Source organism: Gillisia lutea (genome assembly GCF_021568705.1).
Taxonomy (GTDB): Bacteria; Bacteroidota; Bacteroidia; order Flavobacteriales; family Flavobacteriaceae; genus Gillisia; species Gillisia lutea.
Map to the genome: position 1 here is coordinate 321,200 of NZ_JAKGTH010000006.1, position 22,192 is coordinate 343,391.

Below are 22,192 nucleotides of genomic sequence, written 5' to 3' on the forward strand. Positions count from 1 at the left end.
ATAATGAATACTGTAATAAAAGTTTTAGGGATCCTCATTGCCATAGCCATTGGAACAGGCTTCTATTATAGAATGCAGGATGAGGTTATGCTGGGAGATAGGATTATTGGCATTGCAGTGCTCGCCAGTGCCTTTATTTTAATGCCTGTTTTTTTATATGTAAGGTGGAAAGGAAAAAGATTAAAAGACTACACCCTTACAAAAGAGAATTTAGACAAAATGAAGGAAAAGGGAATTGATTAACTCACTAATAATCAATAACGTTAAAAAGATTTTTAAATTAGTTACCACTGGTAAATAATATTATGTAAGTTTGTGCTTTATTAATTATTTATTTTATTATAATGGAAGGTACAGTTAAATTTTTCAATGAGTCTAAAGGATACGGATTCATTACTAACGACGAAACAGGAAGAGACATTTTCGTACACGTTACAGGACTTAATGGTGAGTCTTTGAACGAAGGTGACAAAGTTGAGTACGTAGAAGAAGAAGGAAGAAAAGGACTAACCGCAGGTCAAGTGCGTGTTATCAACGATTAATATATACAGTATATTTAATTCGAAGATCTAAAAACCCGTCTAAGTAATTAGACGGGTTTTTTTTATGCTTTAATTTTTGGTTTATTTATTTAACTGTGGTTAATTTTTTCAAACCCTCCAGCATGGCCTCACTCAAGCCCTTCAAATCAAAGGAGGGACTCCAGTTCCAGTCTTCTCTGGCGGTAGAATCATCAATGCTCCCCGGCCATGAATCGGCAATTTTTTGACGGAAATCGGGTTGATAAGCAATTTCGAAATCAGGAATGTGCTTTTTTATTTCATTAGCAAGTTCCGACGGAGTAAAACTCATTGCAGAGAGGTTATAGGAAGATCGCACTCTAACATCTTCAGCATCAGCCTCCATAATATCTACTGTTGCCTTAATAGCATCATCCATGAACATCATCGGCAAGGCAGTATCTTCTTTAAGAAAAGAAGTGTATTTTTTATCTTTTAAAGCTCCATGGAAAATCTCTATGGCGTAATCGGTAGTTCCTCCCCCGGGCAATGTCTTATAACTTATAATACCGGGGTATCTAAGGCTTCTAACGTCTACTCCATACTGATTAAAATAATATTCACACCAACGCTCCCCAGTTTGCTTGCTTATACCGTAAACAGTACTAGGTTCCATAATGGTGGTTTGTGGAGTATTATTTTTAGGAGTAGTTGGACCGAACACCGCGATACTAGAAGGCCAGAACACCTTTTCTATCTTCTTATCTTTAGCCAAATTCAAAATTATGAATAAGGATTCCATGTTTAGATCCCATGCTTTCATAGGAATTCGCTCGGCAGTAGCGCTAAGCATAGCAGCCATAAGATAGACATCGGTAATAGCATACTTTTCAACAATAGCCGTAATACCGGCTTCATCGGTAGCATCAGCAATTTCAAAAGGACCGGAATTCATTAATTCGGCAGTGCCTTGCTTGATATCACTTGCAATAACATTATCATTTCCATACAAATCCCGCAATTTCAAACTCAATTCACTTCCTATTTGTCCGGAAGCACCAATAATCAATATCTTCTTTGAACTCATTTCATCAGTTTTATGGCGCAAATATATCCATTTCATAAAAGAACCTATTAACAAAGCCGTTAAAATGGAGAAACAAATATATGAGTGTGATTACGAAATTATTTAGGATATGATTTTGCTTAACTTTGTATTCACTTAAAATCTTACAGGCATATTTAAGCCATGTTGAGAAATTCTTATTCGATGAAAAAAGTCCTTTATATTTTTATATGTCTTGCAGCTTTAGGTTGTAAACGAAATACTACTTCCCAACAAGAAACAACTGGCATAGACACCACTGCTTTAAATAAAAAACTGAGTATCACACCTCAAACTGTCCTGCTAAACCCTGAAGCGAAACAAATAACTTCTGAATGGCTTGCGTACATTACTGCCAAAAGTGAATTAGATAATTTTAAAGAGTATACTGTTAAGGATGTTATTTATAATGCGCAGCCTTTATCTGAAATCATGAAATCATTGAAAGAAACACTACCAGACACATTACAGGCTACGCCTGTGAAATCCCGATTAAGTGTTCTTTATACAAAAGCGCGTGTTTTACAACAACTTTCAGCAGACAAAAAACTGGATATTCCGGCAATAAAGTCGACAGCTCAACAGCTACCGGTGGAATTCAACAATCTTAATATACAAATCAATGAGCTTTTCCTTAAAACTTTGGAAGATTTTGAATTGGAATTAGATGAATTTGAAGCGGCTGAGGAAGACACAACTTCAGTCAATCTTCCCACGCCCCTCAAGCAAGATGATTCTGTATAAAATTGTATCTTGATGGCTAAATTTTTAAAAATGAAAAGACTGGCCTTTTTATTGCTGTTGTTAAGCATATCTTTTTCGGGTTTCGCTCAAATTGAGACTACAAACTCCTCAAAAAAGCAAATTAATCTGGTAATGGAACAGTGGCATGCCGCTGCAGCCCAAGCCGATTTCGATACTTACTTCTCTTTAATGACTCCAGATGGGGTATTTATTGGGACCGATGCTACCGAAAATTGGCAAAATGAAGAGTTCAAAGATTTTTCAAAACCTTATTTTGACAAAGGCAAAGCCTGGAGTTTTTCCAGTCTGGAACGCAATATATATATTTCCGAAACTAATAATATTGCATGGTTCGATGAACTTTTGGATACCCAAATGGGTATTTGCAGAGGATCGGGAATCCTCAAAAACAACGATGGAAAATGGCAAATAGCACACTATGTACTCTCCATTGCTATTCCTAATGATAACGTTACTGAGGTCACCCAACTAAAAAAGGAATTCGACACGGCGCTTGCAAGGAAATTAAAAGAGTAATTATCCTGCTAACCGCAATATTGCCGACAAAAAAATTAAAATCATAATTTATTACTTTTTAGTACTTTAGTGCTAACATTTTAACTCAATTACAGAATGAAAAAAATAACCAACGCCATTTTATTATCAGCTTTAGGAGCAGCCGTTGTAACAGGCTGTAAGAATGATGATAAACAAGTGGTGGTGAAAGAAGAAGTACATGGTATCAACCTGGCTTTTATGGACACCACTGTTAGTCCTAAAGAAGATTTCTTTAGATATGTAAACGGAACCTGGGCAGATTCTACCGAGATTCCAGATGAATACACTACCTGGGGTAGTTTTAACGAACTTCGTAAGAATACTGATGCAGATGCACTTGCTCTTTTGGAGAAAGCTTCTAACGATAAGAATCTGGATGCATCCAGCGATCAGGCAAAAGCAGTATACTTGTTTAAAAGTATGATGGATACCGTTTCCAGAAACGAGAAAGGCATAGCACCTTTGAAACCGTATTTGGCTAAAATTGATGCTATAACCAGTAAGGAAGATCTTCAAAAATATCTTACCGAAATGCAACAATATGGAGGAGCCGGATTTTTTGGATTCTCTGTTCGTGCCGATGCTAAAGACAGCAATAAGAACACCGCTTATATCTATCCTGCAGGTTTAGGATTGCCAGACCGTGATTACTATGTGGCCAGCGATTCAGATTCTAAAGATATTCGTGAGAAATATAAGGCGCATGTAAGCAGAATGCTTCAGTATTTAGGAGATACTCCTGAAGCTGCAACAAAAAGCGCTGAGCAAATTCTTGCTTTTGAAACTAGTCTTGCAACACCTCAACTGGATAAAGTAGAACGCAGAGATGCGCGTAAAACCTACAACCCAATGACGGTAGCTCAGCTTCAAAAACAAGTAGGAGCACTAGATTGGAAAAGGTATTTTAATGAGATTGGAGCCTCTTCTATAGATACTGTTATCGTAGCGCAACCAAAATATATGGAAGCTTTACAAAAGACCTTTGCTGCAAATAAAGTAGCCGATTGGAAAACCTATTTAAGATGGAGTCTTTTTAACGATGCTGCAAATGCTTTAAGCACCGATATCGAGCGAGCTAATTGGGAATTCTACCAGCAAACTCTTACCGGAGCTAAAGAACAACGTCCGTTAAATGAACGTGCTTTAGGTACTGTAAATGGAACTTTGGGAGAAGCCTTAGGTAAATTATATGTAGAGGAAAACTTTCCGCCAGAGGCTAAGGCCAAAGCTCAGGAAATGATCGCCAACATTATCAAGGCTTACGAGGTAAGGATTAATAACCTTTCCTGGATGAGTGAAGACACTAAGAAGAAAGCTATTGAAAAGTTAGGAACTACTCAAATAAAAGTAGGTTATCCAGATGAGTGGAAAGATTATTCAGACCTTGAGATAGATACTCCAGACGATAAAGACGGTTCCTTCTTCCAAAATATGATGAATGCCGCGAAATGGAATGTAAAAGAGAACATCGCTAAATTAGGTGAGCCTGTAGATAAAACCGAATGGTTCATGTCTCCGCAAACTGTTAATGCTTACTACAACCCAAGTTATAATGAAATTGTATTTCCGGCTGCTATCCTGCAACCACCTTTCTACGATTATAAAGCTGATGCTGCCATTAATTATGGGGGAATTGGAGCTGTAATTGGTCACGAGATCTCTCACGGATTTGATGACAGCGGCTCAAGATTTGATGCTCAAGGAAACCTGAACAACTGGTGGACAGATCAGGATTTAGAAAAATTTGAAAAACTTGGTGGTTCTTTAGCCGATCAATACAGTGCTATTGAGGTATTAGACAGTGTTTACATCAATGGAAAATTCACTCTTGGAGAGAACATTGGTGACCTTGGTGGTGTAAATGCTGCTTACGACGGACTTCAAATTCATTTAAAAGAACATGGAGATCCAGGTAAAATAGACGGATTTACTCCAGAGCAACGTTTCTTCTTATCGTGGGCAACTGTGTGGCGCACAAAAATGCGTGACGAAGCCTTGAGAAACCGCATCAAGACCGATCCGCATTCACCTGGAATGTACAGAGCTTACGTTCCACTTCAAAACATCAATGCTTTTTACGAAGCTTTCGACATTAAAGAAGGCGATAAAATGTATGTAAAACCTGAAAATCGCGTACTTATCTGGTAATTGTATTTTCATGAAATTAGAAAGGGCCACAGCAATGTTGGCCCTTTTTCATTATAATTATACTGCGTCCGCCCTCCGTTATCACGTCGGTACGGTCGGGCTATTCGCTTTAGCTTTTTAAGCCAAAACGCTTAAAAAGGCTGCCGCTGCTATCCCTCGCAGGGCAATGAATTATTAAATAGGAGTGGTGAACTCAAATTCTAAAAGCTCCTTAAGCTTTACACTTTCAATATATTTACCTTTAGAAGCAGTCTGCCCGTCAAAGTCAGGAAGAGCCAAGTTCTTTTCTTTTGCAATCGCGGTATAATACACCTTTTTGGTGGGGTGATCTGGATACGCAACATTAAATGTTTCTCCCCAAATATCTTTTTCCAAGACTTTCATAATAACTCCTATGCAATCTTCCAAATGAACTAGATTAACAGGCGCCTCGGGACTGCTAATTCCTGTCTTACCCGAAAGGTAATTTACCGGATGTCTTCCCGGACCAAGCAATCCACTAAAGCGAATTACTGTAGTATCGAAGCCTTTACCATCTTTTAAAAGCTCTTCCGTAACCCTTAACTGCCTTCCATTCTCAGCTTCTGAATTGGCAGCGCTTTCTTCAGTATATATTGGAAAATCCGCAGTGTCTTCATACACCGAGGTGGCGCTTACAAATAGTACTTTTTTAATCCCCGATTTTTCTATATAGGTTTTTAGTCGGCCAATTTTACTAATAAAATTAGCTTCCGGATTACTTCGCAGTCCCGGCGGAATGTCAACAATTAGAATCTCGGCATCCGACAGAAATGAGCTAATATCTCCTTGTATTCCCTCTTCATATAATTTTAAAAGATAGGGGGTAATTTTAATGGAAGAAAGCTGTTTCATTTTTTCCCTAGTGGTGGTAGAACCTTTTACATCATGATATTCCTCCACGAGTTTTTTTGCTAATGGAAGTCCTAACCAGCCACATCCCAATATTGAAATTTTCATAGATCTAAACCTTCGTTTTTATTCGTCTAATTTGATAGTTTTTTTAATGATCACCGCATCGTTTAACACAAAAGGTTTTGGCATGGTCACGGTACTTCTTTTTGGCACTTTCAATTGAGGGTTCGCCAAAAGATCATAACTGGATTCATATAAAGTAAATTCGGGCAGTTTCTCCCCTTTGATACTAAATTTCAACTCCAAAGTATCTTTATTAGCCGCATGATATGTTAGCAACCTTTTGTCCCATCGATTTGTAAAAATATGGAAGGGGTTTTCTCCTAAATAAACCGAATCGGCCATTTGCCCATTCACTTCAAAATTTTCAAAATCTATATCCCGGTCTACGTAGAACTCCATTCTGTTGATCTTTCTATTGGGGGCAATTTTTACTGAATATTCTTTTATATCTTGAATTGAATCTATAGAGAATCTTTTAACTACTACTCCGGGTGTGAGAATAGCTACTACAGGTGCCTCTTCTGTTAGAGTAAATGTAGAGCCGTATTTACTACTAAAAGTTTCCTTTTGCTCTTTGTTGAAGTTTGGCGTTTCTCCAAAATATTTAGCGGTCCAAGGATCAATCAATTTATCATATGAGTTCCAGGTAGCGGTATTGGTACCTTCATCAAGAATGTACACCAAGCTATTAGGTTTTGGTCGGTCTTCAGTAAAATCGGCTTTAAAATGCGCTGTGATAAAAAGAACATTAAAAATGATAAAGCAAAGTAATGCCAGGGCTTTCTTCCTTTTAAAATATCCGAAGACCGGAAGAAAAAGAGAGAACAGAAAAACCGTTAAAATAGCTGCAACAAATAAAATCTTTAATCCTAAAGCTACAGGAAATCCACTTACAAATGTCTGTATTAAAACCAAAGCCGGCAAACTTAAGAAGAACGTTAAATACAGGTTTGGTTCTTTTTGACGTAACATTATCCAAAATTGTAATAATGCGAAATATGCTGGAATTATAAAATAGGCAGCACCTTTTAAATAGAAGGCTGTAAGGGTACATATTAATAACCAAAAGAACAAAGGAAATACAAAGACTCCTGCTTGCTGCTCTTTGGTCCTGAACTTACTATAAGCCATAAAACAAACTACCAGACTAAGAAAAACTACAGCAGCTATGTAATAATAGCCATTATAAGTGAACCCATTAATCATCTCGGTGTATTCCGGATAGATCATAAGGCAGAATTTCCATAATCCCCAAGCTAACAATGCGCCACCAATAAGAGAAATTAAGAACGGAATTGCACCTTTGAATACCTCCTTAAGTAATAGGCGTTTTTTAAAGAAACCATATATCAATACAACTATAAATATTACCCAGCCAATAAGCAGCATTGGCAGAATCCAAGCAAATGGATAGCTAATAATTTCTCCAAATGGCAGACTAAAATAAATTAGATCTTTTTCGCTATTTAAAGCTGTGAGGTCTGCATCCTTAAAATAACTGAGCAATGGCATAAGGTATGTGCCCTGCTGCATAAGGGTTTCCATATCCAGATTTGCCGGAACATCGTTAGAAGAATGATAATCGAAATGATCGTCTATAAACGCAAAATTGAAACCGTTGATATCGGCTTGCTCTCGCAGCACAGTTAGATCGGTATCGTTAGGCAGCATTTTATAGACGCTATAAGCCAAAGAGTTGGTAACCGGATATTCCGGATGAGCTTCTATAAAACCCTCTATTAAAGCCGCATTCCCCCCGTTGGTTTCCAGCAACATAAAAGAATTCCCTCCACTCCCACGTGCTTCAAAGTTAAGAGCCAGGCCTACATCTTTAGCCCAAGCATGGTTTTTCACAAATAATTCAGCTCCATTTAAACCTAGCTCTTCCGCATCGGTAAAGAGCACAATGATATCATTTTTGTGCGCTGTGTTATTCGCAATAAAAGCACGAATCCCTTCCAACACAGTAGCAACACCACTGGCGGCATCACTGGCTCCATAAGAAGCATGCCCGGCACTATCGTAATGCGACATTAATATTAAAGCCTTTCCATTTCCACTTCCCGGAATTCTGGCTAAAATGTTTTGCGGTCTTGTTAAGGTTCCATAATCGGTAAGACTATAACCTTCCTGAGTTTGCACCTCTAAACCGAGCTGCTGTAGCTCGTTAACAATATAATTACGAACCAGACTATGCGCATCACTTCCAACATAATGCGGTGCTTCTGCAATTTTCTGTACATGTTTAAATGCTCGTTCAGTGGAAAATTTGTCTGTATCCACTTCAGAATAAGCGGCATCTCTTGGCATACTGGAATAGTAAATAAACCAGGATGCAAGTGGTAATAGAATTAGGATAACTAAAGGAGCTAATTTTTTCAGCATACACTATAAAATTATGAAGCATTAAAGATAAATAAGATAAGCTGAATAAAATAAAAACCCGCGTCCGGTTTTCAAAATTTAAAAAATTGATTAACTTTAAAAGACTAGTAATCAAAAACTTACAATTATGGGAATTAAAAGTTTTCAAGGGCAAAGAGCAGCTCCCGAAAAATTGCATAGCGCACCAATTTTAGTGGAAGATTATATGTCCAGATCTTTAATAACATTTAAGAAAGATCAATCGGTTTATGAGGTGATGGAAGCGCTTATAAAAAATAAGATCTCCGGCGCACCAGTGGTGAACGAACATAATGAATTACTCGGAATTATTTCGGATGGGGATTGTATGAAACAGATCTCTGAAAGCAGGTATTACAACATGCCTATTGGAGAAGAAAAAATTGAAGCGTATATGGCAACTGATGTGCCAACCGTAGAAAAAAGCCTAAATATCTTTGACTGTGCTTCTTTATTTTATAAGCACGATTGTAGAAGATTTCCTATTTTGGAACAAGGGAAATTAGTGGGGCAAATAAGCCGAAAAGATATATTATGCGCTGCCATGAAATTAAGGGGCCAAAACTGGCATTGCTAGTTCCGCTTGACCAAAGCATAATATTCTCCTTCTAATGGAAGATAGCCTTGATCGTACACAAAATAATAAATACTACCCGTTTTGGTGGTATACGTACTGGTAAAATATTCAAAACTGAAGCCTTTAGCTAATAACTTGGCCCGGGTAGTCTTGGTCTTATCGGTAGGATTAAGCTCTTGTAGAATGCGATAATTCTTGCGCAACTGATTATTGATATTTCTCACTAAATTAGTGCTGTCTTTATTCATCCTATTATTATAGGCATTCCTACAATAATCGCTACAGAATTTTTTATCGACTCTGCCAACTATCTTCTCACCGCATTCCGGACAACTTTTTTGCATGATCTAAATATAAGTAAAAGCTATTTATGTATTTAAAAAGGAATTAGAAGAAATGCTTATTTCAAAAGGTCTTCCATTTCTAAGGTGTAGTCATATTGCAGATCTTCATGTAAACCCGCAATCAGTTTATTCAAACTAACTATTTGCCGGTCATATAGATTCTTTAAAGTGGTGTTCCTTTTAATTGATGGTTTAAAATCTTTAAGCTTCCAGCAAAAATATAATAGCAGTTCCACCTCGGTTTCCTTGTTCTTTGAATACCTTATATGTTTCTTGATATTCGCTAAAATCTTTCTGATACTTTTTTTTATATAATAGTAATTCTTGGTATTTATGAGTTCGAATTGCTCGTCTACCTCAGCTTTCACTCCCTCAATAAAAGCGCCTTCATCTATGGATTCAAACAAAAGATAGGTAAGTAATTCCTTGTTTTCTTTTTTGAATTTCCCCATTCTCAGGCATAATTCCAGTAAGTCTTCTGAACTACGATGTTTGAGTTCTTTTTTTATTTCACTAATACTGGCTGCTTTCATTTTTATTAAATTGATTTAGGAAGTGAATGGACTTATCGTGTAAGCTTCTTTGAATCTTTAATTTCCTTATCAAGATGATCAAGATATAGGATCCCGTTTAAATGATCGATTTCGTGCTGAAAGATCACTGCTGTAAAGCCTTCCACCATTTCAATATTATGCGTATTGTCAAGTTTATCGTACTCCAGTAAAATGGCATACGCTCTGGTTGTTGTAGTATCTCTTCGGTTAGGTATAGAAAGACAGCCCTCCAGACAGTCCTGCTTCTTATCGGTATATTGTATGATCTTAGGGTTAAGGTATACTTCAAAAGGCACATTTTCCTTATCGAAACGCTGCACCCAAATAATATTCTTCAAAATTCCTACTTGTGGCGCGGCAATTCCAACCCCGAGAGACATGCTATCTCTTACGGTTCGGTAAAGTCTGCTTACAAAGTTGCGCAAAACAGGATCTTTTGGATCAACTCTTAAAGTTTCACTTTTTGTGCGAAGCAAGATAGAATCCTGCCGATTATTAATCTTATAAACACGCATAGGCTTCAAACTATCTCCAGCCATGATCATTGCAGTTTGTTCTTTGGAAAAGCTAGTTTTGGAATTACTAACCTCTTTCCATCCGGAACAACCAACAATCATTAGTAGAAGACCTAAACAGGCAAATATATTCTTCATTTAAAAACTATTAATTTAGCAAGTATTATATAGCTGTTGTAAAATATCAAAATTAAAATGAATTCCTTAAGAAGCCATTGGATATTTACTTCAACTTTGAATTTATTTCAGAAATGAATCAAAAAAATCATCCAGTTGAAAATGGAGTAGAAGAGCAACTTCGGTTAAAAGCCGCTATTACGGCAGCTGAAGAAAAATTGGGTGAAGTTAAGCGTAGAACATCTTCCTTTGAAGCTGTATTACGGGCACATCTAGAAAATGAGATTATTGAAGAGCAGGAATTAAGCGTATTATATAAACAGCTTAAACTTGCTAAAAAACAAAAACGTCTTGCACAAAAGCGAAAGGGCAAGAATTACATAGAACCTAAAGCTTTAAAAGTACTTTCTTCCCAAGAGAACTTCATTAAAGACCCGGAAAAAGAAAAAGAGAAAAAACGCCTTTATAGAGAAGCCATGCTGCAGTCGCATCCCGATAAATTCTCTTTGCAAGAACAGAAAATGGAGCTAGCCACAGAAGTTACCACCACTTTAATCAAGATATATCAGGAGGGTAGCTTACAAGAGCTAAAAGAATATCACACGCATATTTTAAGTGGAAATGCTTTTTTGGAAGTAGGCTCCATTGTAAAACAAAAAGTAAATCTGGATACAGATGATATGTATTTAAAAAACCGGTTAGCTCAATTACAAAAACAATTAGAAGAGGCTAAAAATAAACACACTTATAAAGTGCTCACTGAGTATGAAGATCCATTTTCATTTATTTCAGAATTGAAAGAATATTATGCCGACCGTATTTCTAAACTAAAAAAACGCACCAGAAAGGCCTGAAAGCTTGCTTAACTCTGTGTCACCACCTGAGAATATGCCATAAAGGAATCTTCCAAGCGCGCTACTTTCCCTTCCAATTTTTCGGAAAATACCAAATACTGACATTTTTGAATGCTTTCAGGAATACGAATAAGATCGGTAAAAGCGCTATTTCTAACCAAGAATTCCGCGTCTTCCACAATAAATAGTTTCAATTCGCTTATGTGGATTCCAGTAAGAGAGAACAATTTCTTCAATCTGCGGGGGGTGGCAATAACAATATCCATCCCGTAATAGATCTCATCTTTTTGATCATCTATCTTTTGCTCATCATATGCCGCGTAGATGCGTAAATCCATTCGCTTTGTAAATTCCTCAAACTTTTCCTTTAGATGTAAAGCTGCTTCCTTATCTTTTACAAATATCAAGGCACGTGGAGCATCTCCATAAGCTTCACTATTCAGCTTTTCAATTACGCTAATAATCATAGCAGTAGTCTTCCCACTACCTTCCGGAGCAATCCCAAATAAATTCACCCCACTCTTTATCTTGGAAATTATCTTCTTTTGAAACGGCAGAGGTTCTTCAAAACCTTTTGCGGCAATAGCTTCCAAAAGTGGCGTATTCAATTTTTTAAATGGCATAGCTTTTATATTATAACTTATAAGCTGCTAAATTAAGCAACATTAAATAAGCAGAGGAATATATAGCATTAAAAGACTGCTACCAGAATTCAGAAAAGGAATTTTATTAGTTTCTAAGAAATCATTTAAATCGACAACAAACACTTACAAACGAATGTAAACGAAAACAAGCTCTTTACAACCGGTTACGCCTGAAGTCCTGCTCTACATTTGTGTTGTTGAAATGAACGAATGATTTTCAGCTGCAATAAATTCTTTAGTTATGAGCACTTTAAGAAACACCGTACAATTAATTGGACATGTAGGAAATGATCCGGAGATCCTTCACCTTGAATCTGGTAAAACCTTGGCAAAATTCTCAATAGCCACCAACGAATCTTATAAAAATTCTAACGGTGAAAAGATAACAGATACGCAATGGCATAATGTAGTGGCCTGGGGCAAGACCGCCGAGCTTATTGAAAACTACGTCCCAAAAGGAAAAGAAGTGGGAATAGAAGGAAAATTAACTTCCAGAAGCTATGAAGATAAAGAAGGCGTAAAAAGATATATTACCGAAATAGTATGCAATGAAATATTGTTGTTAGGAAAATAAACTTCTCCCGATAGAGGAAATAAAAAATCCCATTCCTAACCAATTTAGAAATGGGATTTTATTATTTTAATTACAACTCCTTAATTTTTAACCTCATCTTTTGCAGGAGTTTTAATAGGTGGAGTTATCATATTGCCATCGGCATCAATTTCAATTATAGCGTCAAATCCTAACTGATCCAGTTTATCGGCTACCTTAGCGCGATCGCCTACCATAAACCAATTCACAGCTTCCGGTTTTACCATTTTATTACTAACTTCCTTCATATCGCTTAAAGAAAGGTTTCTAACATTGGTATCATAACTTTGGTAATAATCATCCGGTAGATCGTATTTTACTAGATCATATAACGAATTATTCACAGAGCTATTGGTTTCCCACTGTCCCGGCAAAGCAAGGATTTGATTGTTCTTAACCTTTTCCAGTTCCTCTTTTGTCACCGGTCTGGTAGAAACAAATTCGGCTAGTTCCTTTTTAAGTTCTAAAATAGATTCTGAAGTCTTGTCGGTTTGTACAGGAGCATATACCACAAATGGCCGTTCCTGTTGTGCATCCATCACAAAACCAAAAGCTCCATATGCCCAATGTTTATCTTCTCTTAAGTTCATATTGATACGTGATGTAAACTCTCCTCCTAATACATTCACCATTTGCTCCAAAGCAATTTCAGAAACATCACCATATTTCTCTGTAAGATAACCTCCAATTATTACCGACTGCTGAGATTCTGGACGGTTCATGAGGTAAAGAGTGTTTTTAGTTCCGGTTTTGGGCTTGCTATAGGTAATTGTGGGGACATCTCCTTTCTTCATTTTACCTAAAGATTTTTCAAGCTTCGCTTTTAATTCACTCATTTCTACATCTCCGGTAACAATTAAAGTAGCATTATTAGGCTTCATCCAGGTGTCATAAAATTTTTGAACATCGGCACGCGTTAATTTTTCAACTGTATTCTCGTAACCGGTACCGGAATATGGATTGCTGTAAGGATGATCTTCTCCGTATAAATATTTGTTGATCACTCGTAAAGCCATAGAAACAGGCTGAGATTTCTCTCTCTTGATATTATTGATCTGCTCTGCTTTTAATCTGTCGAATTCTTTCTGTGGAAAGGCGGGATTCAGAACCACATCAGCAAAAAGATCTAAACTCCCATCCAAACTCTGCTTTAAGGTATTCATTCCCACTCTCGAAATATCAAGATCGGAACCGGTATACAGCCTCGCGCCTAACAATTGTAATTTTTCATTAATTTGAAGAGAATTCATGTCTTTTGTCCCCTCATCTAATAAATTCATGGCAAGGGAAGCCGTTCCGGGAGTTGCCAGATAATCTGTTTTATATCCAGCATCGAACATAAGGTCCATTACCACTGTGGGAACACCTTGCCGTTTCGCCAATACTATGTTCATACCATTAGACAATTTGGCTCTTTCCAGTTCAGGAAATTTTGCAGTTTTAGGACTCCCTAAAGGAGGAAGTTTCGATCTGTCTATAGTGGAGGGTGTAACCGTATATTCCGGAAACGGAGTACAGATTAACGTATGCTTCCCGCGGGTTAACCACTTTTGAGCAGTCGCTTTTAAATCGGCAGCGGAGGCATCTTCCACAAATTTCAACTGATCCTTATAATAAGAAGCATCTCCATGATAAGTTTCATTTGAAGCTAAAATATCAGATATCCCTCCAAAACCACCAATTCGTTCCAAGCCTTTTATGAAGCCCGAAAAGTATTCGGCTTTTACGCGTTTCAATTCTGCTTCCGTAGGGCCATTTTTTATAAATGTATCAATCTCTGCGAGTAATTTCTCCCGTACCTCTTCCATATCTTCCCCGGGTTTAACATTTGCAAAGGTTACAAATACACTAGAAATCTCGCTGGAAGCCTGATAGGCATAAACATTACTCACTATTTGATCTTCATATACCAATTTCTTATACAACCTGGAATTCTTTCCACTGCTGAGAATTGCGGAAATAAGATCGAAATGAAGATCTTCTCGAGAGCCATAAGGAGGTGTATTCCAGGCAAACAATACCCGTGTTTCCGGAACTCTGTCCTGATACACCTGATAAGTATCTCCATTATGGACCGGAATATTTACCTCCTGTCTTTCTACGGTAGGCCCGGCAGGAATATCCCCAAAATATTCTATTACTTTTTTATGTATCTCCTCCGGATCTACATCTCCGGCAATTGCTATTACCGCATTCGCTGCACCGTAATATGATTGAAACCAATGTTGCACATCTTCAAGTGAAGCGGCATTAAGATCTTCCATTTCCCCAATTACCGTCCAGGAATATGGATGCCCTTCAGGATACATGGCTTTGGTAAGGTAATTTCTTTCCTGTCCATAAGGTTGATTCTCTCCCTGTCTCTTTTCATTTTGAACTACTCCTCGCTGCTCATCTAAAAGTTCCTGATCTACCACTCCCAAGAGGTGCCCCATTCTGTCAGATTCTAGAAAAAGCACCTGATCTAATGCTGAAACCGGTACATTCTGGAAGTAATTGGTTCTGTCAGAATTGGTAGTCCCGTTTACATCGGTCCCTCCAATTCGTTCTATGACCTGAAAATAATCATCATCATAATTTTCACTTCCGTTGAACATAAGGTGCTCAAAAAGATGAGCAAAACCACTCTTCCCTTCTTTTTCATTTTTAGAACCTACATGATACCAAACATTTACCGCAGCAATAGGTGCTTTATGATCTTCATGTACAAGTAAAGTCAACCCATTGGGAAGAACAAAACGCTCGTAATCGATATTAATATCATCTGCTTTAAATTCAAAATTTTGTGCCTGTTGTTCCTGTACATAGAGAAATGTGCACAGAAAAAAAATCAATACTTTTTTCATTTTTGAAGAATTTGATTAGTAAAAAGAGGTAGGGCTCTTAAATATAGAGAATTAAATGATTCAATATTAGATAGTTAAAAAATTATTCAGGATGAAATATTGAAAAAGTAGAGCTGAGTGAAATTCTGTAAAATGAAAAACCTTCATAACACTTAAATGTTATGAAGGTTTTAGTTGTAAAAATTGTAAAGTATATTTAATGATCTATCGCCTCTCCGCCCCCACTGGGAATTCTGATATTTTCTACAATTTCCGTTACTTTTCTAGGAGGCGCAGGTGTAAGTCTGGAAACGACTAACGCAATAACCACATTCAATATCATAGCTATGGTACCAAAGCCCTCAGGAGAAGTATTAAACCACCATTCGCTTTCGGGAAGTGGGTCTACCAAACCTTTAAGACCGGTTTTAAATCGAATCATATAATACAGCATCACCGAAATGCCAACCACCATACCGGTAATTGCCCCTTCTTTATTCATTCTTTTATCGAAAATTCCTAACACAATAGCCGGAAAGAAGGAAGCTGCAGCCAGACCAAAGGCAAGAGCCACCACGGCAGCCACAAAACCAGGTGGATAAATTCCAAAGAGCCCCGCAACAATTACAGCTACAAATACACTTACTCTTGCTGCAATAAGCTCTTCTTTATCGGATATATCAGGTTTTATTTGTTTTTTAATAAGATCATGAGAAATTGAAGTGGAGATAACCAAGAGTAAACCCGCAGCGGTAGATAAAGCTGCTGCCAAACCTCCGGCTGCCACTAAGGCTATTATCCAATTTGGTAATTTGGCAATTTCAGGATTTGCCAGAACCATAATATCCCTATCTACATATAACTCGTTGGTCTGGGTGGTAGCATTAGACACCATACGTTCCCCGTTTACTCCTCTTTCATCGGTAAATAAAGGTTTGCCATCTACAGCATCCCCATTTACATATTGTATTTTTCCGTCCGCATTTTTATCGGTCCAGGATATCAAACCTGTGTTTTCCCAATTTTTAAACCATTCTGGTAAGCTTTTATATTCCTTTTCGCTTACCGTATCTATCAGGTTTGTTCGGGCAAAAACAGAAACCGCCGGAGCTGTAGTATACAATATTGCAATTAACAGGAGCGCAAGACCAGCCGATTTCCGGGCATCTTTTACTCTTGGAACGGTAAAAAATCTTACAATTACATGAGGCAGTCCCGACGTTCCAGCCATAAGTGCCAGGGTAATTGCAAATACATCCCAGGTAGATTTACTTCCGCTAGTATATTCTTTAAAGCCTAACTGAGTATGAAGATCATCTAGTTTTTGAAGCAAATAAGTACCATCTTCAATTTTTCCACCCATCCCGAGTTGCGGTATAGGGTTTCCTGTCATTTGTATAGAGATGAAGATAGCTGGCACCATAAAGGCAAATATCAGAACACAGTATTGCGCAACCTGAGTATACGTAATCCCTTTCATGCCTCCCAGAAAAGCAAATACCAGAACTACAACCATTCCAATAATTACACCGGTGGTGATCTCTACTTGCAGGAATTGAGAAAACACGATTCCTACGCCTCTCATTTGTCCAGCTACATAAGTAAATGATACTATAAGCGCGCATATAACAGCTACACTTCGAGCGGTATTTGAATAATATCTATCTCCAATAAAATCGGGTACTGTAAACTTTCCGAATTTACGCAAATACGGAGCTAGTAATAACGCCAACAATACGTAGCCACCGGTCCAACCCATTAAATATACCGATCCATCATAACCACTAAAAGAAATTATTCCGGCCATAGAAATAAAGGAGGCGGCACTCATCCAATCGGCTGCGGTTGCCATTCCATTAGCCAAAGGCGAAACACCACCACCGGCAACATAAAATTCTTTTGTAGATCCTGCTTTTGCCCATATGGCAATTCCGAAGTAAAGAGAAAAGGTAACTCCAACTAAAATCCAGGTCCAGACTTGAACACTCATATTTTATAGTATTTAATTTTGGGAAAAGTTTACTCGTTGTAACTGTATTTTTTATCCAGCCTGTTCATCAATCGGATATAAACAAAGATCAAGACAACAAAAACATAAATAGAACCCTGTTGCGCAAACCAAAATCCAAGCTTAAAGCCTCCAATATGGAAATTGTTCAAGGTGTCCTTAAATAAAATGCCGGCTCCAAAAGAAACTAGGAACCACACGAGTAATAGAAAAAACAGGTATCGTAAATTTTCTCTCCAATATGCTTTTGCTTTTTGTCTGTCTGTCATAATGTTAAATTATAATAGGAAATACAATTTTGCTCTAAAAAAGATTAAAATTTACGTAAAATAAATTGAATGAAATATTTGAAATATTATTCAATTGGAAAGATGTGTTATACAATAAAGAAAAATCAGAAGGGAAAATCAAAGAATTGATCTGACTTACCAATGAAGAAGAGATTAGGAATTGGCTGGGAAGTAAAATTTTGGAAATCTTAAAAATTGCAAACTTCTCAAAAGAAGATTTCCTGAGCTAATCTATAAGTATTGGAATGGGCCTCCAAAATGGTTTTTATATCTGGAGAATATCCTCCCCCCATACTCACCTGTACAGGAATCTTAAGATCATGAAACGTTTGCAGCACAAAGCGGTCCCGTTCCTTGCAGCCTGCTATGGTACACCCTAATTTCCCAAGCTTATCTGAAAATAGAATATCCACTCCGCTTAGATAAAAAATAAAATCAGGTTGCTGCTCCTCGATAAGTCGAGGGAGGGTTTCCTTTAAAATATGAAGATATTCAGCATCCCCGGTTTGATCCTTCAGTTCTATATCCAGATCAGAAAATTCCTTTCTAAAAGGATAATTATTCTTTCCATGCATCGAAAATGTAAAAACACTGCTGTCCTCTCTAAATATCTCTGCGGTTCCATTTCCCTGGTGCACATCCAGATCTACTATCAGCACCTTTTTAAGGCCTTTAATGTTTTGAAGATATCTAGTCGCTATTGCCTGGTCGTTCAATAAGCAAAATGCTTCTCCCCGATTGGAAAAAGCGTGATGAGTACCTCCCGCAATATTCATGGCAATTTTATTTTCCAAGGCATAATCGCAAGCTTTCATGGTACCATCAGCAATAAGCAATTCCCGTTCCACCAATTCGTTTGATAGGGGAAAACCTATTTTTCTGACATCCCTTGGCTCGATGCTAAGAGAAGTAAGTTCCCGAAAATAATTAGCATCATGAGCTTTTAAAATATGCTCATCTATAGGCAATTCGGGTTGAAAGAAATTCTCATCTGCACAAGTCCCTTCATGTAGCAGCTGCTTAGGGAGCAAGTCATATTTTTCCATAGGGAAACGATGCCCCTTTGGTAGCGGGTGTGTAAAAATAGGATGATACGCTATTTTCAGCATGAAACATTAGTGCATTTAAAATATCTATTAATAAAAAAGCGCCAGATCAATATAGATCTTGCGCTTTAGAATTCTTATTTATTGGAATTATGCAAACTTCCTTAACTTATTACGGCTCCGTTCTCTACATTATCTTCTCCCGGATTTACAAAAACAAGCTTTCCATCCGCATTTTCTGTCATTAAGATCATCCCCTGGCTTTCAACTCCTCGTAATTTTCGTGGAGCCAAATTAACCAGAACAGTTACTTTCTTCCCAATAATATCTTCCGCATTAAAGCTTTGAGCGATTCCTGAAACAATAGTTCTTACATCCATACCTGTATCTACTTTCAATACCAGCAACTTATCGGCTTTTGGCATTTTAGAAGCTTCCACAATGGTCCCAACTCTAAGATCCAATTTCGAAAAATCTTCAAAGGTGGTGGTTTCTTTTTGAGGTGCTACTGTAGGAACAGTCACCGGTTTAGAATCGGCTATATTTGCTGCTTTTGTTGCTTCCAATTTATCTAGTTGTTTTTGAATTTCTTCGTCTTCTATTTTACTGAAAAGCAATTCAGCTTTTCCTATTTTATGTCCGGCAGGAAGCAAATTATCTTTTTCAGCAACTTCATCCCAGCTTAAACTTCCTTCAGCACCACTCGATGGTAAATTCAATATCCCTTTAAGTTTTACTGAAGTGAATGGTAAGAACGGTTCACTTAATGTGGCCAATGCCGAAGCTATTTGCAAGGCTACGTACATTACCGTTTTCACACGTTCTGCATCTGTTTTTATAAGCTTCCAAGGCTCTTCATCTGCCAAATATTTATTTCCTAATCTGGCAAGATTCATTAATTCCCCCTGCGCTTCTCTAAATCTATATTTCTGAATAGAGCTGGCAATTACAGCAGGATATGCTTTTAAAGTTGCTAAGGTTTGTTCATCTATTTCTGAAAACTCTCCTGGAGCAGGCACTTCACCACCATAATATTTATCGGTAAGCACTACGGCTCTATTTATGAAATTACCGAAGATTGCTACCAGTTCATTATTGTTTCTAGCCTGAAAATCCTTCCAGGTGAAATCGTTATCCTTGTTCTCCGGTGCATTTGCGGTAAGCGTGTAACGCAATACATCCTGCTGATTTGGAAAATCTTCCAAATATTCATGTAACCAAACTGCCCAGTTCTTAGAAGTAGAAAGTTTCTTTCCTTCTAAGTTCAAGAACTCGTTGGCCGGAACATTTTCAGGTAAAATATAACTTCCTTCGGCCTTGAGCATGATAGGGAAGATGATACAGTGAAAAACGATATTGTCTTTCCCTATAAAATGTACCATTTTAGTATCCTTGTTCTTCCAATAATCTTCCCAGTTCTTGCCTTCGCGAGCAGCCCATTCTTTTGTGGAAGAAATATATCCTATTGGAGCATCAAACCATACATATAGCACTTTTCCTTCTGCACCCTCTACAGGAACGGGAATTCCCCATTCCAGATCTCTGGTAACAGCTCTTGCTCTTAAACCTTCATCTACCCATGACTTCACTTGCCCATAAACATTGGCTTTCCAGTCTTTTTTATGGCCTTTTATAATCCATTCCTGTAAGAAATCTTCATATTGATCTAAAGGCAAGAACCAGTGTTTGGTTTCCTTCATCGTAGGAACAGCGCCAGTAATAGCCGATCTTGGGTTGATAAGATCGGTAGCATTTAAAGAGCTTCCACAGTTTTCACACTGATCTCCATACGCCTCTTCATTTCCGCATTTCGGACAGGTTCCGGTAACAAATCTATCGGCCAAGAACTGTTTAGCCTCTTCATCATATAACTGTTCTGTAGTTTCTTCAATAAATTTTCCATCATCATATAGTTTTCTAAAAAATTCAGAAGCTGTTTTATGGTGGATCTCATTAGAAGTACGAGAATAATTATCGAAGGTCACCCCAAAATCCTCAAAAGATTTTTTAATGATCCCGTGATATTTATCTATTAACTGTTTGGGTGTAACCCCTTCTTTTTTAGCTTTCATAGGGATAGCAACCCCATGCTCATCACTTCCGCATACAAAGGCAACATCATTTCCCTGCATTCTTAAAAATCTTGCATATATATCGGCTGGTACATATACCCCGGCCAAATGACCTATGTGAATTGGTCCGTTTGTATATGGCAGTGCTGCTGTAATTGTATATCGTTGTGGAGTCTTATTCATTTTATTCCTGAAATTTTTTAAGTCCGTAAAGGTAAGCAACTGCCCAATATTACACGTTAAAATCTTGTAAAAGACCATGCAAATGCGGGAAATGTATCTAATTTTACCCAAAACTTCCCTATGCGTAAAATAGTATTTGTAATTCTTGCATTAACAATTATATCCTGTAACAGTTCAAAAAAAGCCATTTCTACCAATTCCAATAAATTTATTGTTGAAGATTTGACGGCTTATAATTCCGAACAATTAAAGGAACTGTATCCTGATGCAAATATGCGGGAAGACAAAGGGATGTTCGAAGAAGGCACGGTAGAGCGTGCCTATTGTGTGCTATACCCCAACACCCCCAACGAATTGCATATCACTTGGCAAGACGACGAGAAATCGAAAATCCATGATATCAGGTTTTCAGATTCCGGAAAATGGCAATCTTCTACTGGTATTAGAGTTGGAACTTCGTATACTGAATTAAATGATCTAAATGCAAAACCTATCTCTTTCTACGGATTTGGATGGGATTACAGTGGCGCTGTATTATGGAATGAAGGCAAACTGGAAAATAGCCAGTTGCATGTTTTTCTGACTCCCAATACCGAACCTAAATCACAATTTTATGGAGATCATATTATAAAGGCTTCTGAAAAAGAAATTGAAGAATTAGATCTTCATGTACAAACCCTTATTTTAAAGGTGTCCTAAATATATTTTTTTCTTCTTCTTAGGTAAAAATAAGGGATTTCCCCTTATTGTAAACAACTGAAAATAAGCTACTTTTATTCCCTTTCAAACCACATTCATTAATAATTATTGAAATGGCAGCGCATAACGAGTTGGGAAAAAAAGGGGAAGACCTTGCGGTGAACTTTCTTCTGAATAATGGATATATCATTGTGTCAAGAAATTTCAGGTATCAAAAAGCTGAGGTAGACATTATTGCGCGAAAAGGGAATCTACTGGCAATTATTGAAGTAAAGACCCGAAGTACCCCCGATTTTGGGGATCCTCAGGAGTTTGTAAAAGGCCAGCAAATTCAACGGCTTGTGAGGGCTGTAGATCATTTTGTGACCGAGCACGAATTAAATGTGGACGTACGTTTCGATATTATAGCCATCATTAAAAATACCGCAGGCACCAGAATAGAACATTTGGAAAATGCCTTTGTGCATTTTGAGTAAAG

Annotated in this window: 22 protein-coding genes; 10 read left to right on the forward strand and 12 right to left on the reverse strand. The window is 37.5% G+C overall.

Going from position 1 to position 22,192, the window contains the following annotated elements:
* Positions 1 to 3 precede the first annotated feature (3 nt).
* Positions 4 to 243, forward strand: coding sequence for a hypothetical protein (locus tag L1I30_RS01435; protein ID WP_236132465.1), 240 nt, complete (start codon positions 4 to 6; stop codon positions 241 to 243).
* Positions 244 to 344: 101 nt separating this feature from the next.
* The gene (locus L1I30_RS01440; protein ID WP_236132466.1) at positions 345 to 542 is read left to right on the forward strand and encodes a cold-shock protein; all 198 of its coding nucleotides are present in this window, start codon (positions 345 to 347) and stop codon (positions 540 to 542) included.
* Positions 543 to 627: 85 nt separating this feature from the next.
* Here L1I30_RS01440 and L1I30_RS01445 read toward each other — a convergent pair whose 3' ends face one another.
* Positions 628 to 1,623, reverse strand: coding sequence for an NAD-dependent epimerase/dehydratase family protein (locus L1I30_RS01445; RefSeq protein ID WP_236132467.1), 996 nt, complete (start codon positions 1,621 to 1,623; stop codon positions 628 to 630).
* 147 nt (positions 1,624 to 1,770) lie between these two features.
* On the opposite strand from L1I30_RS01445, the gene L1I30_RS01450 reads away from it, so the two are divergent.
* The 3 genes from L1I30_RS01450 to L1I30_RS01460 all read left to right on the forward strand — a co-directional run bounded on the left by L1I30_RS01450 (position 1,771) and on the right by L1I30_RS01460 (position 5,055).
* A complete protein-coding gene (locus tag L1I30_RS01450) occupies positions 1,771 to 2,349 on the forward strand; it encodes a hypothetical protein (RefSeq protein WP_236132468.1) in 579 nt (192 codons plus the stop codon).
* Between the two features lie 30 nt (positions 2,350 to 2,379).
* The gene (locus L1I30_RS01455; protein WP_236133041.1) at positions 2,380 to 2,886 is read left to right on the forward strand and encodes a nuclear transport factor 2 family protein; all 507 of its coding nucleotides are present in this window, start codon (positions 2,380 to 2,382) and stop codon (positions 2,884 to 2,886) included.
* Between the two features lie 96 nt (positions 2,887 to 2,982).
* Entirely contained in the window at positions 2,983 to 5,055 is a 2,073-nt protein-coding gene (locus L1I30_RS01460; RefSeq protein WP_236132469.1) for a M13 family metallopeptidase, read from the forward strand.
* A 174-nt stretch (positions 5,056 to 5,229) separates the two neighbouring features.
* Here the strand turns inward: L1I30_RS01460 and L1I30_RS01465 are convergent, their stop codons facing one another.
* The gene (locus L1I30_RS01465; RefSeq protein WP_236132470.1) at positions 5,230 to 6,033 is read right to left on the reverse strand and encodes a Rossmann-fold NAD(P)-binding domain-containing protein; all 804 of its coding nucleotides are present in this window, start codon (positions 6,031 to 6,033) and stop codon (positions 5,230 to 5,232) included.
* An 18-nt stretch (positions 6,034 to 6,051) separates the two neighbouring features.
* Positions 6,052 to 8,376, reverse strand: coding sequence for a M20/M25/M40 family metallo-hydrolase (locus L1I30_RS01470; RefSeq protein WP_236132471.1), 2,325 nt, complete (start codon positions 8,374 to 8,376; stop codon positions 6,052 to 6,054).
* A 127-nt stretch (positions 8,377 to 8,503) separates the two neighbouring features.
* On the opposite strand from L1I30_RS01470, the gene L1I30_RS01475 reads away from it, so the two are divergent.
* Positions 8,504 to 8,971: a CBS domain-containing protein gene (locus tag L1I30_RS01475; protein WP_236132472.1), complete on the forward strand. Its 468-nt coding sequence runs from the start codon at positions 8,504 to 8,506 to the stop codon at positions 8,969 to 8,971.
* Here the strand turns inward: L1I30_RS01475 and L1I30_RS01480 are convergent.
* The 3 genes from L1I30_RS01480 to def are packed head-to-tail and all read right to left on the reverse strand — an operon-like array spanning position 8,968 to position 10,522.
* Positions 8,968 to 9,315, reverse strand: a complete 348-nt coding sequence (locus L1I30_RS01480; RefSeq protein WP_236132473.1) for a hypothetical protein — start codon at positions 9,313 to 9,315, stop codon at positions 8,968 to 8,970. The genes L1I30_RS01475 and L1I30_RS01480 overlap by 4 nt on opposite strands.
* Before the next feature lie 56 nt (positions 9,316 to 9,371).
* Complete coding sequence (locus tag L1I30_RS01485; RefSeq protein WP_236132474.1) at positions 9,372 to 9,848, reverse strand: hypothetical protein; 477 nt, start codon at positions 9,846 to 9,848, stop codon at positions 9,372 to 9,374.
* Positions 9,849 to 9,880: 32 nt separating this feature from the next.
* Entirely contained in the window at positions 9,881 to 10,522 is a 642-nt protein-coding gene (gene def / locus L1I30_RS01490; protein WP_236132475.1) for a peptide deformylase, read from the reverse strand.
* Positions 10,523 to 10,635: 113 nt separating this feature from the next.
* On the opposite strand from def, the gene L1I30_RS01495 reads away from it, so the two are divergent.
* A complete protein-coding gene (locus L1I30_RS01495) occupies positions 10,636 to 11,355 on the forward strand; it encodes a hypothetical protein (protein ID WP_236132476.1) in 720 nt (239 codons plus the stop codon).
* An 8-nt stretch (positions 11,356 to 11,363) separates the two neighbouring features.
* On the opposite strand, the gene L1I30_RS01500 is transcribed toward L1I30_RS01495, so the two are convergent.
* The gene (locus L1I30_RS01500) at positions 11,364 to 11,978 is read right to left on the reverse strand and encodes a DEAD/DEAH box helicase (RefSeq protein ID WP_236132477.1); all 615 of its coding nucleotides are present in this window, start codon (positions 11,976 to 11,978) and stop codon (positions 11,364 to 11,366) included.
* A 262-nt stretch (positions 11,979 to 12,240) separates the two neighbouring features.
* Here L1I30_RS01500 and L1I30_RS01505 point away from each other — a divergent pair, with 262 nt between their 5' ends.
* The gene (locus tag L1I30_RS01505) at positions 12,241 to 12,573 is read left to right on the forward strand and encodes a single-stranded DNA-binding protein (protein ID WP_236132478.1); all 333 of its coding nucleotides are present in this window, start codon (positions 12,241 to 12,243) and stop codon (positions 12,571 to 12,573) included.
* Positions 12,574 to 12,653: 80 nt separating this feature from the next.
* Here the strand turns inward: L1I30_RS01505 and L1I30_RS01510 are convergent, their stop codons facing one another.
* The 5 genes from L1I30_RS01510 to metG all read right to left on the reverse strand — a co-directional run bounded on the left by L1I30_RS01510 (position 12,654) and on the right by metG (position 21,015).
* Positions 12,654 to 15,437 (reverse strand): M16 family metallopeptidase, encoded by a 2,784-nt coding sequence (locus tag L1I30_RS01510; RefSeq protein ID WP_236132479.1) that lies wholly within the window; start codon positions 15,435 to 15,437, stop codon positions 12,654 to 12,656.
* 196 nt (positions 15,438 to 15,633) lie between these two features.
* The gene (locus L1I30_RS01515; RefSeq protein ID WP_236132480.1) at positions 15,634 to 17,406 is read right to left on the reverse strand and encodes a sodium:solute symporter family protein; all 1,773 of its coding nucleotides are present in this window, start codon (positions 17,404 to 17,406) and stop codon (positions 15,634 to 15,636) included.
* Positions 17,407 to 17,435: 29 nt separating this feature from the next.
* The gene (locus tag L1I30_RS01520) at positions 17,436 to 17,693 is read right to left on the reverse strand and encodes a DUF4212 domain-containing protein (protein WP_236132481.1); all 258 of its coding nucleotides are present in this window, start codon (positions 17,691 to 17,693) and stop codon (positions 17,436 to 17,438) included.
* A gap of 227 nt (positions 17,694 to 17,920) precedes the next feature.
* On the reverse strand, positions 17,921 to 18,823 hold the full coding sequence (locus L1I30_RS01525) for a histone deacetylase family protein (protein ID WP_236132482.1): 903 nt from the start codon (positions 18,821 to 18,823) through the stop codon (positions 17,921 to 17,923).
* 101 nt (positions 18,824 to 18,924) lie between these two features.
* Positions 18,925 to 21,015, reverse strand: a complete 2,091-nt coding sequence (gene metG, locus L1I30_RS01530; protein ID WP_236132483.1) for a methionine--tRNA ligase — start codon at positions 21,013 to 21,015, stop codon at positions 18,925 to 18,927.
* Between the two features lie 120 nt (positions 21,016 to 21,135).
* On the opposite strand from metG, the gene L1I30_RS01535 reads away from it, so the two are divergent.
* Together L1I30_RS01535 and L1I30_RS01540 are read left to right on the forward strand one after the other, a co-directional pair.
* A complete protein-coding gene (locus L1I30_RS01535; protein ID WP_236132484.1) occupies positions 21,136 to 21,714 on the forward strand; it encodes a hypothetical protein in 579 nt (192 codons plus the stop codon).
* A 113-nt stretch (positions 21,715 to 21,827) separates the two neighbouring features.
* Complete coding sequence (locus tag L1I30_RS01540) at positions 21,828 to 22,190, forward strand: YraN family protein (protein ID WP_236132485.1); 363 nt, start codon at positions 21,828 to 21,830, stop codon at positions 22,188 to 22,190.
* Positions 22,191 to 22,192 lie beyond the last annotated feature (2 nt).

Bases quoted from the DNA above. Each gene is read 5' to 3' on its own strand.
- L1I30_RS01435 (WP_236132465.1), top strand. From the start codon at position 4: ATGAATACTGTAATAAAAGTTTTAGGGATCCTCATTGCCATAGCCATT.
- L1I30_RS01440 (WP_236132466.1), top strand. From the start codon at position 345: ATGGAAGGTACAGTTAAATTTTTCAATGAGTCTAAAGGATACGGATTC.
- L1I30_RS01445 (WP_236132467.1), bottom strand. From the start codon at position 1,623: ATGAAATGGATATATTTGCGCCATAAAACTGATGAAATGAGTTCAAAG.
- L1I30_RS01450 (WP_236132468.1), top strand. From the start codon at position 1,771: ATGAAAAAAGTCCTTTATATTTTTATATGTCTTGCAGCTTTAGGTTGT.
- L1I30_RS01455 (WP_236133041.1), top strand. From the start codon at position 2,380: ATGAAAAGACTGGCCTTTTTATTGCTGTTGTTAAGCATATCTTTTTCG.
- L1I30_RS01460 (WP_236132469.1), top strand. From the start codon at position 2,983: ATGAAAAAAATAACCAACGCCATTTTATTATCAGCTTTAGGAGCAGCC.
- L1I30_RS01465 (WP_236132470.1), bottom strand. From the start codon at position 6,033: ATGAAAATTTCAATATTGGGATGTGGCTGGTTAGGACTTCCATTAGCA.
- L1I30_RS01470 (WP_236132471.1), bottom strand. From the start codon at position 8,376: ATGCTGAAAAAATTAGCTCCTTTAGTTATCCTAATTCTATTACCACTT.
- L1I30_RS01475 (WP_236132472.1), top strand. From the start codon at position 8,504: ATGGGAATTAAAAGTTTTCAAGGGCAAAGAGCAGCTCCCGAAAAATTG.
- L1I30_RS01480 (WP_236132473.1), bottom strand. From the start codon at position 9,315: ATGCAAAAAAGTTGTCCGGAATGCGGTGAGAAGATAGTTGGCAGAGTC.
- L1I30_RS01485 (WP_236132474.1), bottom strand. From the start codon at position 9,848: ATGAAAGCAGCCAGTATTAGTGAAATAAAAAAAGAACTCAAACATCGT.
- def (WP_236132475.1), bottom strand. From the start codon at position 10,522: ATGAAGAATATATTTGCCTGTTTAGGTCTTCTACTAATGATTGTTGGT.
- L1I30_RS01495 (WP_236132476.1), top strand. From the start codon at position 10,636: ATGAATCAAAAAAATCATCCAGTTGAAAATGGAGTAGAAGAGCAACTT.
- L1I30_RS01500 (WP_236132477.1), bottom strand. From the start codon at position 11,978: ATGCCATTTAAAAAATTGAATACGCCACTTTTGGAAGCTATTGCCGCA.
- L1I30_RS01505 (WP_236132478.1), top strand. From the start codon at position 12,241: ATGAGCACTTTAAGAAACACCGTACAATTAATTGGACATGTAGGAAAT.
- L1I30_RS01510 (WP_236132479.1), bottom strand. From the start codon at position 15,437: ATGAAAAAAGTATTGATTTTTTTTCTGTGCACATTTCTCTATGTACAG.
- L1I30_RS01515 (WP_236132480.1), bottom strand. From the start codon at position 17,406: ATGAGTGTTCAAGTCTGGACCTGGATTTTAGTTGGAGTTACCTTTTCT.
- L1I30_RS01520 (WP_236132481.1), bottom strand. From the start codon at position 17,693: ATGACAGACAGACAAAAAGCAAAAGCATATTGGAGAGAAAATTTACGA.
- L1I30_RS01525 (WP_236132482.1), bottom strand. From the start codon at position 18,823: ATGCTGAAAATAGCGTATCATCCTATTTTTACACACCCGCTACCAAAG.
- metG (WP_236132483.1), bottom strand. From the start codon at position 21,015: ATGAATAAGACTCCACAACGATATACAATTACAGCAGCACTGCCATAT.
- L1I30_RS01535 (WP_236132484.1), top strand. From the start codon at position 21,136: ATGCGTAAAATAGTATTTGTAATTCTTGCATTAACAATTATATCCTGT.
- L1I30_RS01540 (WP_236132485.1), top strand. From the start codon at position 21,828: ATGGCAGCGCATAACGAGTTGGGAAAAAAAGGGGAAGACCTTGCGGTG.